Below are 15,796 nucleotides of genomic sequence, written 5' to 3'. Positions count from 1 at the left end.
TTCCAGCGGCCCCAATAGTCGGCGCGGTAGTTGCCGCTCACCTCGAACGGCAAATCCAGCCACCTCTCTTCCTCCTCAACCGCCTCCTGCGCAAAGACACTGCTCCCGCACAAGAACAGCGGCAAGAGGACGAGGAACGAAAACAGGAATCTGCAAAAGCAAGAAATGGCTTGATGCCAGACATCAGTCAGGTTCTTCATATTCCCCGCACCAGTTGATTGGATTTGTCATTGACGTACCAGTCATGTATGCCTTTTTGGATGAGCTCTTCCTTTTTCTAATGAAAAAGGCTTCCACGCTTGCCGTGAAAAATGTCATCATGGAGCCGATAGGCTCACTTTTTAAATGCAACCTCTGTGCCGACTTCCAAATAGTCATCTATCCTCATCGATTAAGTGAAAAACTCTTTACTGAAGCGGGAAAACTTAATGTTGGCGCAATTTATAAGGCCAATGATAATAAGGTCTTGCGAGATGGGGTACTGATGCGGCCCCGAAAAGAGGAAAAATTTTCCCAGCTACTACAAAAAGTGTAATTTCAAGAAAAGTTGGTGAAATAACCCAAGATATTGGGTCATTTCACGCAATCAGCGGGGTTTTTCGAGGGGCAATGTTCTGTCACGAAAGGATGAAGGGGCGGCGGGAAAGCAGTTGCCTTTGATGCTGACCGATGATGCTGACGATGCGTTGAGCTGATCGGCCGTCGCCGTACGGGTTGGGAATCGACTGCAGGTGCGATTGTAGTGTTGGATTCTGGAGAACTTGTCGTGCAGCGGCAACGATGTCTTTCGCATCGGTACCGACGATTTTGACGAAGCCTGCGTGGATCCCTTCCGGCCGCTCGGTCAGATTTCGCATGAGCAACACTGGTTTCTTCAAGGTGGGAGCCTCCTCCTGGATTCCTCCGGAATCGGTCAAAATAAGCTCAGAGCGTCTGAGCAATTCGATGAAGGAAAGGTAGTCGAGCGGTGGGAGCAAGTGGATTCTCTCGTTGCGGCTGAGATATTTTCGGGCCGGCCCTGTGACATTTGGGTTTGGGTGAACGGGATAAACGATTTCTATCCTGTCATCGATTTCGAGAACAGTCAGGAGAGCCTTGCAGATATTCTCCAGCGGCTGACCGAAGCTTTCCCTTCGGTGTGCAGTAACAGTGATGATCATTCTGCCGCTCAACCTGGGCAACTCTGGAAAATGCTTTTTTCGATTGTATCGAATGACATGCTTCAAGGCGTCGACGACGGTATTGCCGACCACGAAAATCCTGTCCGGCTCAATTCCTTCCTTGAGCAGATTACGCCGGTTTTCCTCGGTCGCGGGGAATAGCAGTTCGGCCAGCGAGTCTGCGAGTCTGCGATTGATTTCCTCGGGGAACGGCTCCAATCGGTTTTGAGTCCTTAATCCTGCTTCGACGTGAGCCACTGGAACGCCTTCGTAAAAGGCGGCCAGGCTTGCCGCGAAAGTTGTTGTTGTGTCTCCCTGGACCACTACCAGATGAGGAGCAACCTGTCTCAGGGTTTTCTGCATGCCGATCAGGATTTTTGCGGCGGCCGATGACAATCTCTGCGAGCGGGTCATCACGTCGAGGTTGATGTCGGGAGTGATCGCGAAAACAGAAAGCATTTGGTCCGCCATTTCCCGATGCTGACCGGTCACGCACACTATCGGGAGAGCCCAGGGCCGCTTGCGCATCTCACGAATGACGGGCGCCAGCTTGATAGCTTCGGGTCTGGTACCCAGAACGATCAAGGTTTTGAGCTTGCTTTTATTTGCTGTCATCATGCTTCCATGTTTATAAAGATATGTTTCATTATACAGGTCAGGCGGACTGCTTTCAATTTCCCTTACGATATAGTCGGGGGAGAAAAGGTGATATGATATAGTAATATTAGAGGCATGACGGAGGGTTAGTATTTTATGGATGAACGGTTAACAAACAGCAGATTGGAGCGGGCCATTGAGCTGATGCCCAAGGTTGAGCTTCATGTCCATTTTGAAGGATCAATTCCCGGAGATGTTATCGAGCAGTTGGCGCAGAAGAACGGAGTGGCGCTGGAGGGACGGAACCGGGCAAATCCTGCTTTGAAATATGGGCATCTGATAAATTTTCTTGAGGCTTACCGCTTGCGATGCCGGTGTTTGAGTACGCGGGCGGATTTCGAACGCGCCGCTGCGGCCGTGTTGCACAACTTAAGGGAGCAATCTGTTCGGTATGCCGAGATCACCATTGCGCCGACGATGCATCGGCTGAACAACGTTCCGATGAAAGAAGTTATGACCGGCTTGGATGCCGCCGCGCGAAGAGCGCGGGTGCATGGAGAATTTGATGTCAGGTTCATATTCGACATCGGCCGCCAGTTCGGCGTTGAACATGCATGGCAGACTTTACGGGAAGCGGTGCTATACATGGATTTGGGGGTTGTAGCGATCGGGCTTGGCGGCGACGAACTGCACTACTCGCCGGAGATCTATGCAGAGCATTTTGCGACTGCGAAGCGACAAGGCCTTCATGTTGTGGCGCACGCGGGTGAAGTAGGCGGTCCGGCCAGCATTTGGGGGGCGGTCAAATCGCTTGGCGCTGAGCGGATAGGCCACGGCATCGGTGCGCGCGGTGATGAACGGCTATTGGAACATCTGAAAGTCGAGAATGTCGCCGTTGAAATGTGCCCGACCAGTAATGTTGAAACCGGCGCGGTCCGTTCATACGAGGAGCATCCGCTTCCCGAATTCCTGCATCGGGGCCTGACGGTTTCACTGAACAGCGACGATCCGGCGATGTTCGGTGTCTCACTGACTGAGGAATACAAACTATCTTCGCGCCTGCTCGGGCTGAGTTGGGACGATATCAAAACGCTGTCTTTCAACAGTGTCCGAGGCAGCTTCCTTCCGGATGTCTTCAAACAGGACCTCCTTGAGGAAATCCAGGGAGCGATCTCCAAGATCGAATCCAGGGAAAACCTAACCTAGAAATATCGTCCGATTCCTCTGTGCCGGCCTGAAATCCAGCTATTTGGCGCCGCATCCGTCCTGCTTGCCAATCTTGTTCCACCCGTAAATACTTACAAATACGATGCTTGTTGCCGGGGAATTATTTTGCAACGGCTCGTTTTCCGATTTTCCTCCTCATCGAAGCGCAGCCGGGTACATCCGAGTCTCCGTTTCATCGCATAATTTCATGGAGCGCCGCTGATGTTCGCAGCCGTCCTCTCTGGTTTCCTCGTGTCGATTGCGGCGCCGCTCCTTTTTAGAGTCTTCCCCAAGACAGCAGGTTGGCTCCTCAGCCTGTGTCCATTGGGGCTCTTTATTTACTTCTCCTTTTTCGTTGTAAGGATTTCAGCAGGTGAAACCGTCAGGACCTCCGCGCCATGGATTCCGGATCTCGGGGTCGGATTATCGTTTCGCCTTGATGGGTTGAGCCTGGTCTTCGCGCTCATCATCAGCGGCATAGGTTTTCTGGTGACATCGTATTCGATCGCCTACTTTACGAAGGAACCGCGGATAGGTTCCTTCTACAGTTATATCCTGGCGTTTATGGCTTCAATGCTCGGAGTGGTGCTGGCGGACAATCTCATTGCCTTCTTTGTGTTTTGGGAATTGACAAGCGTGGCATCGTATCTGCTGATTGGATTCGACCACGAGAAAGAATCAGCCCGGAAGGCTGCATGGCAGGCGCTGCTGGTGACAGACAGCGGCGGCTATGCTTTGCTGTTGGGCATCTTGTTGCTTTGGAGAGTTGGCGGGACATTTGAGCTTTCGGAATTGTTCAACCGATCGGATGTTATCCGCACGGATTCGCTTTATTATCCCATCTTTGCACTCGTGTTGTTCGGAGCGCTCTCGAAGTCGGCCCAGTTCCCTTTCCATTTCTGGCTTCCGAACGCGATGGAGGCTCCGACGCCTGTGAGCACCTATCTGCATTCGGCGACAATGGTCAAAGCGGGCGTTTATTTCCTGGCCCGGCTAAGTCCTCTGATGGGGAACACCGTCATCTGGCATGGCGGCATCATAACGGCGGGCGCTTTAACAATGTTATTGGGCGGGGTACTGGCGCTGAAGGAGTTTGATCTGAAAAGGGTTCTTGCCTATTCAACCGTCAGCATTCTCGGCGTACTGGTTTTTCTTATCGGCATTGGGACAAGAATGGCAGTCGTGGCGGCAATAACGTACCTGCTTGTGCACGCCTTTTATAAGGCGGCGCTTTTCCTCATTGTAGGCGTGATCGACCACGAGGCTGGCACGCGGGATGTCAGGCGGCTTGGCGGATTGTGGAAACAAATGCCGATCACGGCAATTGCCGGTGGTTTGGCAGCGCTTTCGATGGCGGGATTTCCTCCGCTGTTCGGCTTCATTGGGAAAGAAAAACTGTATTCCACGACGCTCGAGGCGCCGATCGTCCCGATCCTTCTAACCGCTGTCGCTTTCGTCATGAGTTTGCTACTGGTGGTCGCAGCCGGAATTACCATCTTAAAGCCATTTTTCAGTCGCGAGAAACATCCGGGAAAATTGCATGACGGTCCCTTCATTATGGTGGCGGGGCCGCTCCTGCTGGCGGGTTTAGGACTTCTCTTTGGGCTCGCACCCGGTATCGCCGAAGCGCTTATTTCGTCCGCCGCAGGCGTGATCGCTTCACAGGAGGTGCACGTCGAGTTCAAAACAATTCCTTCGCCGGATAAGAAGCTTCTGTTGAGCGTTTTTACTATAGCGGCCGGTGCTGTTCTTTATTTTTGCCGAACGGCCGTCCGCCGGTCTGTTGTGCGGTTGGATTTCGGACATATATTGGGGCCTTCCAGAGCGTACGAATTCGGGCACGCGGGACTGAATTGGATTGCAGGGATGCAGACGAGATTTCTTCAAAGCGGGCATTTGCACTACTATCTGCTGATCATTATTTGTGCGACTGTGGCCCTCGCCGGATTTCCGCTTGTGCGCCAATTGGAGTTGATACGATTCACCGGGTGGCTGGATATCCGCCTGCACGAACTCCTGATCGGCTTGATTATCATCAGCGCGACATTTGCGGTTTTGGCCATCAAATCGAGGTTTTCGTCGGTCGTCGCGCTCGGCGCGGTGGGATACGGAGTCGGGTTGATCTACCTCATGTTCGGGGCGCCCGACCTGGCGATAACGCAGTTCGCTGTGGATACGCTGACGGTAGTTCTGCTGGTGCTCGTGTTGTATCCCATGCCGCGTTTCGAAAAGTTTTCGCGCCTGAAGGAGCGGGTTCGGGACGCCTTCGGGGCAGCCGCCGCAGGATTGCTGATGACGGGGCTGACGCTTCGAGCGACGGCGGTTTCGGGCGGTTCTTTTCTATCTCCTTTTTTTGCTGAGAGGAGCTACTCTGAGGCGAATGGGAGAAATATCGTGAATATTATTCTAGTGGACTTTCGTGCCTTGGATACAGTGGGCGAAATCACAGTTTTGGCCATAGCCGCCGTCGGAGTTTATTCGCTCCTCAAGCTGCGTATCGAGAAGAATTAGCATCGCGCCAACCTGGGCATCGGCGAGATTGGTCAGCGGCCTTTTGAAGCGAAACTAAGGGAGAAATCGAATGCTGAATACCACGGGTCCAAAGAAAGCAGGACAGGCGGCATCTCTCATCATATCTGTGGCAACCATCTATGTTCTGCCGCTTCTCGTGATCCTTTCCATCTATCTGCTGCTGTTCGGGCACAATGAACCTGGCGGCGGATTTGTCGGGGGACTTGTGTTCGCGGCCGCTTTTATCTTGTATGCAATCACACACGGTACGAACGAAGCACGCCGAATGCTGCGGGTAGACCCGAAGTCGCTTGTTGCAATAGGACTCCTGACGGCCCTGCTCAGCGGCGCCGTCTCGTTTCTGCAGGGAAAACCGTTCTTGAGCGGCCTGTGGTTTGAAGCACCGCCGTATGATTGGAAGGTGGGCACGCCGCTGCTTTTCGACGCCGGGATTTATCTGGTAGTGATTGGAGCGGTTCTGACTATCATCTTTCTTCTTGCGGAGGATTGAAAATGGGGATTGTTCTGCCGTTGATAATCGGGGGTCTGTATGCAGCCGGGCTTTACCTGATGATGCGGCGCAGCATCGTGAAATTGTTTCTTGGTCTTGCGCTTCTCAGCCACGGAGCAAATCTCCTTATTTTCCTCATGGGAGGCCTGGTGCGCGGCAATTCTCCGATCGTGCCGTTGGGAATGACCGAACCTTTAACACCGTATGCGGACCCGGTTCCGCAGGCGCTCATCTTGACGGCGATTGTTATCGGTTTCGGAATGCAGGCTTTCCTGGTCGTTCTCATCCGGCGCACGCATCAGGCAACCGGCACATCAGACCTGGATCAACTGCGCAACACCGACGTGTTGCGCTGAAAAAGGGCAATAGCTCGGTCATGAAACTGTTTTTGATTGCGCCCCTGCTGATTCCGTTTGTTACGGCAATCGTCCTTCTTCTGTTTTGGGCCAGACGCCGCCTTCAGCGGATAGTAAACGTTATCGGAGCGACTGCGCTTTTCGGCTCTTCAATCTTGCTTCTGTTGGTTGTCCGGAAAGACGGCATTCAGGCGGTGCAGATGGGAGGGTGGCCGGCTCCCTTCGGCATTACGCTGGTGGCGGACCTGTTTGCTTCGATTATGGTGGTGATGGCGGGACTGATCGGCTTCTCCGTGGCGATCTACTCGCTGTCACTCATGGATCAGCCGAGGGAGTCGTTTGGTTATTACCCGTTGCTCCACGTTCTCTTGATGGGGGTGTGCGGCTCGTTCCTGACGGGCGATATGTTCAACATGTATGTCTGGTTCGAGGTAATGCTCATTTCCTCGTTTGTTCTGATGGAACTGGGGGGAGAACGAGCCCAACTGGAAGGAGCGTTGAAATATGTTACGCTTAATCTTATGTCTTCCGCGCTGTTTTTGAGCGGGGTAGGCATTCTCTATGGGATGGCGGGCACGCTGAATATGGCGGACCTCGCCCGCCAATTGCCGACCGTGACGTCGCCCGGGCTAATCACCACCGTGGCAATGCTGTTTCTCCTGGCTTTTGGGATCAAAGCTGCGATTTTTCCGCTGTTTTTTTGGTTGCCCGCCTCTTATCATACGCCGCCGCCGGCGGTATCCGCCTTATTTGCGGGATTGCTGACCAAGGTGGGGGTGTACGCGCTTGTTCGGGTGTTCACATTGCTCTTTGTTCAGGAGGTCGGCGTGACGCATCGGCTGATCCTGATCATATCCGGCCTGACGATGGCCAGCGGCGTGCTTGGCGCAGTGGCCCACAACGAATTCAGGCGCATCCTCTCGTTCCACATTGTGAGCCAGATCGGATACATGATTATGGGGCTCGGCCTGTTCACTCACCTCGGGTTAACAGGATCGGTCTTCTACATTTTTCATCACATAGTTGTGAAGACAAACCTGTTTCTGGTGAGCGGTGTGGTGCATAGGATGAGAGGGACATATGATCTGAAGAGCCTGGGTTCGCTATCGCGGATTTCGCCCGGCCTCAGCGCATTATTCCTGATACCCGCATTTTCGCTTGCGGGGGCGCCGCCGCTCTCGGGATTTTGGGCAAAGCTCATTCTGTTGCAAGCGGGAGTGGAGACCGAAGACTATGCCATCGTGGTCGTCGCGCTTGCCGTAGGCTTTCTGACTTTGTATTCGATGACAAAGATATGGAATGAGGCCTTCTGGAAATCGGAACCGCAGCCGCAGCAGGCTTCGCAGCCTTTGAGGCCGGCCTCGATATTTGTGATGTATTCTCCGATCATCCTGCTCGCTCTCATCACGATACTTATCGGGCTCGCGACACAGCCGTTTCTTGCGCTTTCATCAAGAGCCGCCGAACAGTTGCTCGATTCCAGCGGTTACATTGAGGCGGTCCTTCGGGAGGACAGGTGAAAAATGATCTTGTTTCTGTTCAACATCTTGCTGGCCCTGGCTTGGATGGCATTAACCGGTCGGTTCGGGGCAGCAAATTTTATGGCCGGTTTCGTCTTAGGGTATCTTGTCTTGCGGCTGACGCAGAAGAAGAAGACCAAGTCACCCTATTTTTCCAAGATTCCGCAGGCGGTCGGTTTCATCCTGTTCTTCGTTTGGGAGCTCACAAAGGCGAGCGCCCTGGTGACATACGACATCCTGACGCCGCGGCACCGGATGTCGCCGGGAATAGTGGCAATACCATTGGATGCAAGAACAGATGCGGAGATAGTTTTCCTTGCGAATCTGATCACGCTGACGCCCGGCACCTTGAGCATCGAGGTATCCGACGATCGGCGCGTATTATATGTGCATGCCCTCTACATCGACAGCGTCGAGGGATTCAGGCGTCACGTGAAGCAAGGCTTTGAAAGGCGTCTGCTGGAGGTTTTCCGATGAATGTTTTGCAGGTTGTGAATCTTATTTCTCTCTCGCTGATGGCTTTGGGGTTGGTATTTTGTTTTATTCGGCTTTTGCTGGGTCCAACGCTGCCCGACCGGGTAGTGGCACTCGATCTGATGGGTGTAATAGCCATAGGATTCATCGCAGCTTATTCGGTAGCGGCGAACAATCATGTGTTTGTGCATGTTGCTGTGGTTATGGCGCTCATCGCCTTCTTGACAACCGTATTCTTCAGCTATCATATCCGACGGGGAATTTAAGAATGCAGCAGGCGATGTCGGCGGTTTTCATGTTTATCGGGGCTTGTCTCATGTTGATCAGCGGCCTGGGGATCATCCGTTTTCCGGATTTATATATGCGAATCTCGGCTTCCACGAAAGCTTCGACGCTGGGGGCCGGCTTCGCATTGTTCTCGCTCGCGGTTCATTTTGGACGCATCGATGTTGCCATGCTTTCGTTTGCAACAATCGCTTTCCTGCTGATAACGGTACCGGTAGCCGCTCATTTGCTCAGCAGGGCCGCATATCATGTAGGTGTTCCCCTTTGGGAGCGGTCGGTCATAGACGAGCTCGGCGGTGGGCAAAATGGAGGGTATAGTCGGACTGGACCCAAGGAATGAAGGTTAAAGGCCCCTTTTGCCCGCATGAAAGGACTCGCAGATCAATGAAGTGTGAGTTACAGGGAAGACTTCTCAAGGATTAAATGATAAATCCGGCGCTGCGACCCATTTGAGCATCTTGACTTTACCTTTCCTGTATGCTAATGTAATTCGACTGGTGCCCTGCCCTCTCTATGGAAATCGAATGAATCATGGAACTTATAGAAGACATCAGACGTGTTGAAAGTGAAAGCGACAGGTTAATTGCCGCCGCTCGACACGAGTCCGATGAGCTGATACGCGCGGCCCGTGAAGAAGCCAAGAAACTGATTGAATCCATGAGGCAAGAATGCCGCCAGGCAGAAGCCGAACTCCTCGTACAATACGAGCAGCAAGCGCGCGAGAGCGTAGACAAACAGCGCGAAGAAAATAAGAAGCAGACGGAGGCCCTGCTGGCATCGGCGAGGAAAAATTGGTCGCGCGCGGTTCAACTCATCGTGGATACGATCGCCGGAAGAAAGTAAATGGCCGTAAGCAAGGTCAGAAAACTGGAAATACTGGCGCATGGTGAGTGGCGCGACGAGGTATTGACGGAGCTTCGCAAGACAGCCGCTGTCCACATATCCAACGTCAGCGAGCTTTACCCCGAGTGGGAGAACAACCTTCCTTCCTTTCTGGAAATTTCGATTAATCAGGCCGAAGAAAAACTTTCGACGCTCCGGCACTGCCTGGATATCGGGATGAAATACCTGCCGAAGCGCTCGCTGCCCCCATCGCTCCTGAAGAGCAGGCCCATTTTCACGCCGCATGAGGCAGATGCAATTGTGGCGGAGTTTGAGCTGGAGAGATTCTCCGGCGAGTGCGGGCTGCTTGAAAAGGAGCTTCAAGAGAATGAGAACCAGATCGCAAGAAAGGGATTGCTGATCGAGGAGATCAGCCTGTGGCTGCCCCTTCGATGGCAGTTGGAGCGGATTCAGGATACGCGCTGCACCCGCATCTCATTGGGCATCTGCGACGCGCGGACGTACCCGGCGTTTGCCCGTGAATTGGCGGAGGCGTCGCCGCTCCATCACATTGAAGTGGTGGAGATATCCCGGTCCTCTGTCTCCATGGTTCTGATCTACGCCAAGGAGCTTGAGGATTTATATACGCCCATCATGCGGAAGTTCGCATGGAGGTCCGTACAATTTTCGGGGTTGACGGGTGCGCCGCAGGAAATCCGGGACCGTTTGCGAGAGCAGATAAAGGAACTTCACGAGCGGAACCAGAGAATAAAGGAGCGGATAGTCGAGGAATTTCTTCCAGTACGGAACGAACTTCTTCTGCTTTACGATCATTATTTGCAGGAAACGCACACGCTGAAGGTGCAGCGCAATTTCCTTTTCACGCAGCGGACATTCGCAATTAACGGCTGGGTTCTTGCGGCGGAAGAAGAAAGGCTCAAGCGTCGCCTGAACGAGCTGACGCGGGATATTGAGGTAAGATGTTCGGACCCGGGGCCGCGTGATGTGGTACCGATTTTATTGAAGAATCCGCCGGCCATAAAACCCTTCTCTCTGATCACCGAGTTGTATGGCCGCCCCCAATACTCCGAGTTTGACCCGACTCCTTTTTTGGCGCCTTTTTTTATCTTTTTCTTTGGAATCTGCATGGGAGATGCGGGTTATGGCATTGTCCTCACCGTCGCTTCGCTTATCGGGCTGAAGAAACTGCGTCCCAAGGGTTCGGCTCGGTTGCTTCTTCAGATAATTGCGTGGGGAGGTCTTGCCACCTTTATCGTGGGAATTTTTACGGGCGGCGTTTTCGCCATTCCTTCGGACAAGCTCCCGACGTTTCTCAGGAGCATGATGATTTTTGAGCCGACACGGCAGGTGCTGCAGTTCCTGTATCTGACGTTCCTTATCGGTCTGTGCCAGATCATTTTCGGGCTGATCCTGAAGATAGCAAAGGATATCCATGACCGCGACTATTTCTCGGCGGTTTTTGACGAGGGGTTATGGATTTTCGTGATCGTGGCGGCGGCCCCGCTGGTGTACAAGTACTTGTTTGGAGGAAAGGTGAGCGAGCAGGCGCTGGCGGCGGCGAAAACGACGGCTCTGGTCTTTGTCGGACCGTTGGTGCTTGGACGCGGCCGAAAGAGCAAGATTTATTTTATGCCGCTGATGGGCACGCTGAATGTGTTGCGGGATACTCTCGGCTTTTTCGGCGATACGTTGTCGTACGCGCGGCTGATGGCGCTGGGCTTGTCGGGGGCCTTTCTGGCGATGACGGTAAATGACATCGCCTCGCTCGTGCTGCCGATCCCGTACGGGATCGGGATCGTGATGGCTATTTTCATCCTGGTCTTCGGCCACACGTTTAATATTGTGATCAACGCGCTGGGCGGGTTCGTCCATTCGCTCAGGCTCCAGTACTTGGAATTCTTCTCGAAGTTCTTCACCGGCGGAGGCCGGCCGTTTGAGCCGTTTGCGGAAGTGCGGGAGCATACGGTAGTTCGTTCGGAATTGGAGTAGCATGTGATGCGGTTTGACAGGAGAAGGAGGCTTCTGGGATGGAAGGTACGGTGGACCTCACAGGATTAACCATTGCTTTTATCGGCGCCGCATTCGCGTTCCTGATGGCGGCGCTTGGATCCGCTGTCGGAACCGGCATTGTGGGCCAGGCCGGCTCGGGAGTGGTCAGCGAAGACCCGGCCAAATTCGTCAACATGCTGATCTTGCAGGCGCTGCCCGGTACGCAGGGATTCTACGGATTCGTTGCGTTGATGTTCGTGATCAATGTCGTTCTCGGTGGGGAGAATCTTCCCACGGCCGCGCAGGGCTGGCAGATAGTGCTCGCCTGTGCGCCTATCGGGATTGTTGGATTCATCTCGGCCATCTTCCAAGGGCGCGTATGTGTGGCCGGAACAAGCCAACTTGCAAAACAACCGGGCACGTTGGCGCCGGCCCTCGTGTTCGCGATTGTTGTCGAAACATACGCGGTGCTCGCCCTCGTTTCGACGCTGATTCTCCTGCTCAGGGTCCAGCAAGGTCTGCAAGTTTCATGAGGCGCATGATCAATCATGGCACTGGAAGATATTCTTAAGAAAATCAATGAGGAGGCGCGCGCCGAAGCCGATTCTCTGTTGTCGCTCGCTCGTGCGGAGGCGCAATCGATCAGGGAAAAAGCGCGCCGAGAGGCCGATGACCTGAAAGCAACGCTGATGCGAGAGGCCGAGCGGCGGGCAAAAAGTCATGCTGAGAGAATAAGGATTCTGGCCGGACTCGATCAGCGCAAGGAAATCCTCGCAGTGAAGAAGCGGCTAGTGGATGAGAGCATTGAAGAGGCGAGGAAGAAAATTCTGAACCTCCCACCCGAGGAGTATCTGGCGTTCCTGAAGCCGCTGATCCTTAACGCAGTCGAATCGGGAAATGAGGAAATTGTTCCCGCTGAACGAGAGAAGGATCTTTTTACCGCAGCATTTCTCAGGAGTTTGAATGATGCGTTGGGCCCTGAGCGAGGGCATCTGCGGCTGAGCGCAGAGGCAGGCGCTTTTTCCGGCGGATGCGTATTGCGGGAAGGCAATCGGGAGACCAATTTGACGCTCTCAAGCCTGATCGAGTCAAACCGCGACATGCTGGAGCCTCAGGTGGCGCGGGTTTTGTTCGGTGAAACCAAACAGCATGGATGACTACCGGTACACATATGCAGTTGCGCGAATCAGCGTTCTCAGCACCAGGTTGATCGACAAAGCTTTCGCGTCAAGAGTGCTCGCGGCAGAGCCGCGCGAGATACTAAGAATGCTGAGCGAAACGGATTATGCTCAAAGCTTCGCGAGTATCGAGGATCCGGCCGACTTCGATCGCGGGCTGATCATCGAGCTGGGAAAAACGTACGACCTGCTCCACCACATCTGCCCGGAAAAAGAAGTGATCGAACTGCTGCGCAAGCGGTATGATTTCCACAATCTCAAGGCGCTGCTGAAAGCGCATCTGTTGGAAGTTCCCGCCAACGGATCGATCATCGACCTCGGGACGTATGCTCTTGAAAAGCTTTCAGCCACGGTCAGCGAGAATGCATACCGTTTTGTACCCGATTACATCCGCGACACGGCACTTCAAGCGGTGGCCGCATATGAGAAGACGCAGAAGCTGGAGGAGATCAGCCGTATCTGCGACCGCGCGATGTGGATGCATCTCATCGAGCGGGCTCGAGAAGTCGGGAATGAGATCGTAATCGATCTGTTCCGGAAGCATATCGATTTTGTCAATATCAAGACATTTATTCGGATAAAAGAATTTGCAGAGGATCGGGACGTTCTAAACGCATCCTTCATTCCTGGCGGGAGCTACACTATTGACTTTTTCCTCCACTCCCTCGACGAGCAGATCAGCATGTTCCTCACGCACCTGGACAGGGGAAGCGAGGATCGGAGGGTGCTGTCCGAAGGCCTCAGCAGGTGGCCGGAAGACAGATCATTCTGGCGACTCGAGCTCGCCATCGATAATTATTTCCTCAACCGGTTTTATCAGATGCGCAACGCGCTTTTCAGCATCGCTCCCCTGATCTATTACCTTTTGAGGAAAGAATCAGACGGGAAGTTTCTTCGCACCGTGATAAAGAGCAAGATGATTGGAATGGCGCGAAATGAAATCGAGGAACGCGTGAGGTTCCTGTATGTCTGAGATAGCTTTCATAGGGCCGCGCGATTCGATTTGGGCGTTTGCCGCGCTCGGAGCCGATGTATTCTTTTCCGATGAGCACGCCTCGCCCATGCGCCTTGTTACCGAGGTTTCACAGAAACCGTTTCGAATTATATTCGTCACAGAAGACGTATATGAGGCGACAAGAGAGCGAATAGATGAATTCACGGAAAAAGCGATCCCAACGTTCGCCGTTATTCCCGCAGTTACCGGAAGCCGGGGCGTCGCCGCCCAAATGATTCGCACATCCGTCAGAAAGGCTATGGGTTCTGAATTAATGTAAGGGAAAGGGTTAATCCTGTAGGTATTGATTTTTGGGGGCGTTTATAGACGGATTTTGATCTTGCAGGACATGGAAGAAGAAATGAATTTCCTCATAGAGGTGGAGGAATCGGGATGAAGCAAACAGCCAAGGGAACAATCATTAAGGTTTCCGGTCCGCTCGTGATCGCCGAGGGAATGTCCAACGCGAAGATGTACGACGTCGTGCACGTGAGCGAGAAGAATCTGGTCGGCGAAATCATCGAACTCCGCGGAGACAGGGCTTCTATTCAGGTTTATGAGGATACGCAGGGGCTCGGGCCGGGCGAACCCGTCGAAACGACCGGACAGGCGTTGAGCGTCGAGCTCGGGCCGGGAATGATCGAGTCGATTTACGACGGCATTCAGCGTCCACTCGACAAGATCATGTCCCTGGCCGGTAGCCTGATCACGCGCGGGATCTCCGTGCCGGGACTCGACCGCGACAAGAAATGGGATTTCAAGGCAGCCGTCACGGTAGGACAAACGGTGTCGGCCGGCGACATCATCGGCACGGTTCAGGAAACCACCTTGGTCGAGCACCGAATCATGGTCCCGCCAGGCCTGAAAGGCGAGGTTTCGGCTATCGAAAGCGGACAGTTCACCATCACCGATGTGGTGGCCGAGCTGAAGGTTAATGGAAAGACCCATCAACTGACGATGATGCAGCGTTGGCCGGTCCGTTCGCCGCGGCCATACAAGGAAAAGTTGATGCCGAATATCCCGCTGATCACGGGGCAGCGCGTCATCGATGCCTTCTTCCCTATCGGCAAAGGAGGCACCGCGTGCGTGCCCGGCCCGTTCGGCGCCGGCAAGACGGTCGTGCAACACCAGCTTGCGAAGTGGGCCGATGCCGAGATCGTCATTTTCGTCGGATGCGGCGAGCGCGGCAACGAGATGACCGACGTGCTTCTGGAGTTCCCGGAGCTGAAGGATCCGCGCTCGGGCGAGCCGCTGATGAAGCGGACGGTGCTGGTGGCGAATACTTCGAACATGCCGGTGGCCGCGCGCGAGGCATCGATGTATACCGGCATCACGATGGCGGAATACTTCCGCGACATGGGGTACAGCGTTGCGATCATGGCGGATTCGACTTCCCGCTGGGCCGAAGCGCTGCGGGAAATGTCCGGCCGCCTCGAAGAGATGCCCGGCGAGGAAGGCTATCCCGCTTACCTGCCGACCCGGATAGCGGAATATTATGAGCGAGCCGGCCGCGTCGTCTGCCTTGGCTCCAACGCTCGCCATGGGGCCATCAGCGCCATCGGCGCCGTCTCCCCGCCGGGCGGAGACCTCTCCGATCCGGTCGTGCAGGCTACTTTGAAAGTGGTGAAGGTGTTCTGGAGTCTCGAAGACAAGCTCGCGTACGAGCGCCATTTTCCGGCAATTAATTGGCTCACCAGTTATTCTCTCTATCATGAGAATATGCGCGGGTTCTTCGAAAAGGAGGTTGCGCAGGACTGGACGAATCTGCGATTGGATTCGATGTCGCTCCTGCAGAAGGAATCGGATCTGAAGGAGATCGCGAGACTCGTGGGCGTGGATGCTCTCTCGCCGTCCGACCGCCTTGTGCTCGAGACGGCACGCTCGATCCGTGAAGATTTCCTCCACCAGAATGCATTCCACGAGATTGACAGTTATGCGTCGTTTTCGAAACAATATAAAATGCTGAAGAACATAATCCGGTTCCACCATGCGGCCGACGAGGCCATCGAGCAGGGAGCCGCCATCGAAGAGATCGCCGGTTTGCCGGTGAAGGAAGAAATCGGCCGCATGCGTTATACGACCGAGACCGAACTCGCCAGACTCGACGAACTCGGCGGCAGGATTGGAGAGCAGATACAATCTTTGACGAAACGAACCGAGCAAGAGGGATAA

At 54.0% G+C, this 15,796-nt stretch carries 18 protein-coding genes; 16 read left to right on the top strand and 2 right to left on the bottom strand.

Going from position 1 to position 15,796, the window contains the following annotated elements; genetic code table 11:
- Positions 1 to 200, bottom strand: a 200-nt coding sequence (locus tag C4520_04750) for a hypothetical protein (GenBank protein RJP24202.1), incomplete at its 3' end; no start/stop codon positions are given.
- 14 nt (positions 201 to 214) lie between these two features.
- On the opposite strand from C4520_04750, the gene C4520_04745 reads away from it, so the two are divergent.
- The gene (locus tag C4520_04745) at positions 215 to 535 is read left to right on the top strand and encodes a hypothetical protein (protein RJP24201.1); all 321 of its coding nucleotides are present in this window, start codon (positions 215 to 217) and stop codon (positions 533 to 535) included.
- Between the two features lie 82 nt (positions 536 to 617).
- On the opposite strand, the gene C4520_04740 is transcribed toward C4520_04745, so the two are convergent.
- Positions 618 to 1,775, bottom strand: a complete 1,158-nt coding sequence (locus C4520_04740; protein RJP24200.1) for a UDP-N-acetylglucosamine 2-epimerase (non-hydrolyzing) — start codon at positions 1,773 to 1,775, stop codon at positions 618 to 620.
- Positions 1,776 to 1,913: 138 nt separating this feature from the next.
- Between C4520_04740 and add the strand changes: the two genes are divergently transcribed.
- From add to C4520_04665, 15 genes are all read left to right on the top strand, one after another.
- Complete coding sequence (gene add / locus C4520_04735) at positions 1,914 to 2,963, top strand: adenosine deaminase (protein ID RJP24199.1); 1,050 nt, start codon at positions 1,914 to 1,916, stop codon at positions 2,961 to 2,963.
- A gap of 222 nt (positions 2,964 to 3,185) precedes the next feature.
- The gene (locus tag C4520_04730) at positions 3,186 to 5,474 is read left to right on the top strand and encodes a putative monovalent cation/H+ antiporter subunit A (protein RJP24198.1); all 2,289 of its coding nucleotides are present in this window, start codon (positions 3,186 to 3,188) and stop codon (positions 5,472 to 5,474) included.
- A gap of 70 nt (positions 5,475 to 5,544) precedes the next feature.
- Positions 5,545 to 5,985, top strand: a complete 441-nt coding sequence (locus C4520_04725; protein ID RJP24197.1) for a Na+/H+ antiporter subunit B — start codon at positions 5,545 to 5,547, stop codon at positions 5,983 to 5,985.
- 2 nt (positions 5,986 to 5,987) lie between these two features.
- On the top strand, positions 5,988 to 6,341 hold the full coding sequence (locus C4520_04720; protein ID RJP24196.1) for a Na+/H+ antiporter subunit C: 354 nt from the start codon (positions 5,988 to 5,990) through the stop codon (positions 6,339 to 6,341).
- Positions 6,342 to 6,361: 20 nt separating this feature from the next.
- Entirely contained in the window at positions 6,362 to 7,861 is a 1,500-nt protein-coding gene (locus tag C4520_04715; GenBank protein ID RJP24195.1) for a Na+/H+ antiporter subunit D, read from the top strand.
- 3 nt (positions 7,862 to 7,864) lie between these two features.
- Positions 7,865 to 8,338 (top strand): Na+/H+ antiporter subunit E, encoded by a 474-nt coding sequence (locus C4520_04710; GenBank protein RJP24194.1) that lies wholly within the window; start codon positions 7,865 to 7,867, stop codon positions 8,336 to 8,338.
- The gene (locus C4520_04705) at positions 8,335 to 8,601 is read left to right on the top strand and encodes a hypothetical protein (GenBank protein ID RJP24193.1); all 267 of its coding nucleotides are present in this window, start codon (positions 8,335 to 8,337) and stop codon (positions 8,599 to 8,601) included. The genes C4520_04710 and C4520_04705 overlap by 4 nt, the downstream gene beginning before the upstream one ends.
- 2 nt (positions 8,602 to 8,603) lie before the next feature.
- The gene (locus C4520_04700; GenBank protein ID RJP24192.1) at positions 8,604 to 8,960 is read left to right on the top strand and encodes a Na+/H+ antiporter subunit G; all 357 of its coding nucleotides are present in this window, start codon (positions 8,604 to 8,606) and stop codon (positions 8,958 to 8,960) included.
- Positions 8,961 to 9,151: 191 nt separating this feature from the next.
- Positions 9,152 to 9,463 carry a hypothetical protein gene (locus C4520_04695; protein RJP24191.1) on the top strand — a complete coding sequence of 104 codons (312 nt, stop codon included), beginning with the start codon at positions 9,152 to 9,154 and terminating at the stop codon, positions 9,461 to 9,463.
- Positions 9,464 to 11,452 (top strand): V-type ATP synthase subunit I, encoded by a 1,989-nt coding sequence (locus tag C4520_04690; GenBank protein RJP24190.1) that lies wholly within the window; start codon positions 9,464 to 9,466, stop codon positions 11,450 to 11,452. It begins immediately after the preceding gene.
- A 50-nt stretch (positions 11,453 to 11,502) separates the two neighbouring features.
- Complete coding sequence (locus tag C4520_04685; protein RJP24205.1) at positions 11,503 to 11,985, top strand: V-type ATP synthase subunit K; 483 nt, start codon at positions 11,503 to 11,505, stop codon at positions 11,983 to 11,985.
- Positions 11,986 to 12,000: 15 nt separating this feature from the next.
- The gene (locus tag C4520_04680; GenBank protein RJP24189.1) at positions 12,001 to 12,609 is read left to right on the top strand and encodes a hypothetical protein; all 609 of its coding nucleotides are present in this window, start codon (positions 12,001 to 12,003) and stop codon (positions 12,607 to 12,609) included.
- Entirely contained in the window at positions 12,602 to 13,603 is a 1,002-nt protein-coding gene (locus C4520_04675) for a hypothetical protein (GenBank protein ID RJP24188.1), read from the top strand. Before C4520_04680 ends, C4520_04675 begins: the two co-directional genes overlap by 8 nt.
- Positions 13,596 to 13,904 (top strand): hypothetical protein, encoded by a 309-nt coding sequence (locus C4520_04670; protein ID RJP24187.1) that lies wholly within the window; start codon positions 13,596 to 13,598, stop codon positions 13,902 to 13,904. Before C4520_04675 ends, C4520_04670 begins: the two co-directional genes overlap by 8 nt.
- 113 nt (positions 13,905 to 14,017) lie before the next feature.
- Positions 14,018 to 15,796, top strand: coding sequence for a V-type ATP synthase subunit A (locus tag C4520_04665; GenBank protein ID RJP24186.1), 1,779 nt, complete (start codon positions 14,018 to 14,020; stop codon positions 15,794 to 15,796).

Source organism: Candidatus Abyssobacteria bacterium SURF_5 (genome assembly GCA_003598085.1).
In the GTDB taxonomy this organism is placed as follows: Bacteria; Abyssobacteria; SURF-5; order SURF-5; family SURF-5; genus SURF-5.
Note: the sequence above shows the minus strand (reverse complement) of the source record. Positions and strands in the feature narration are given on the sequence as shown.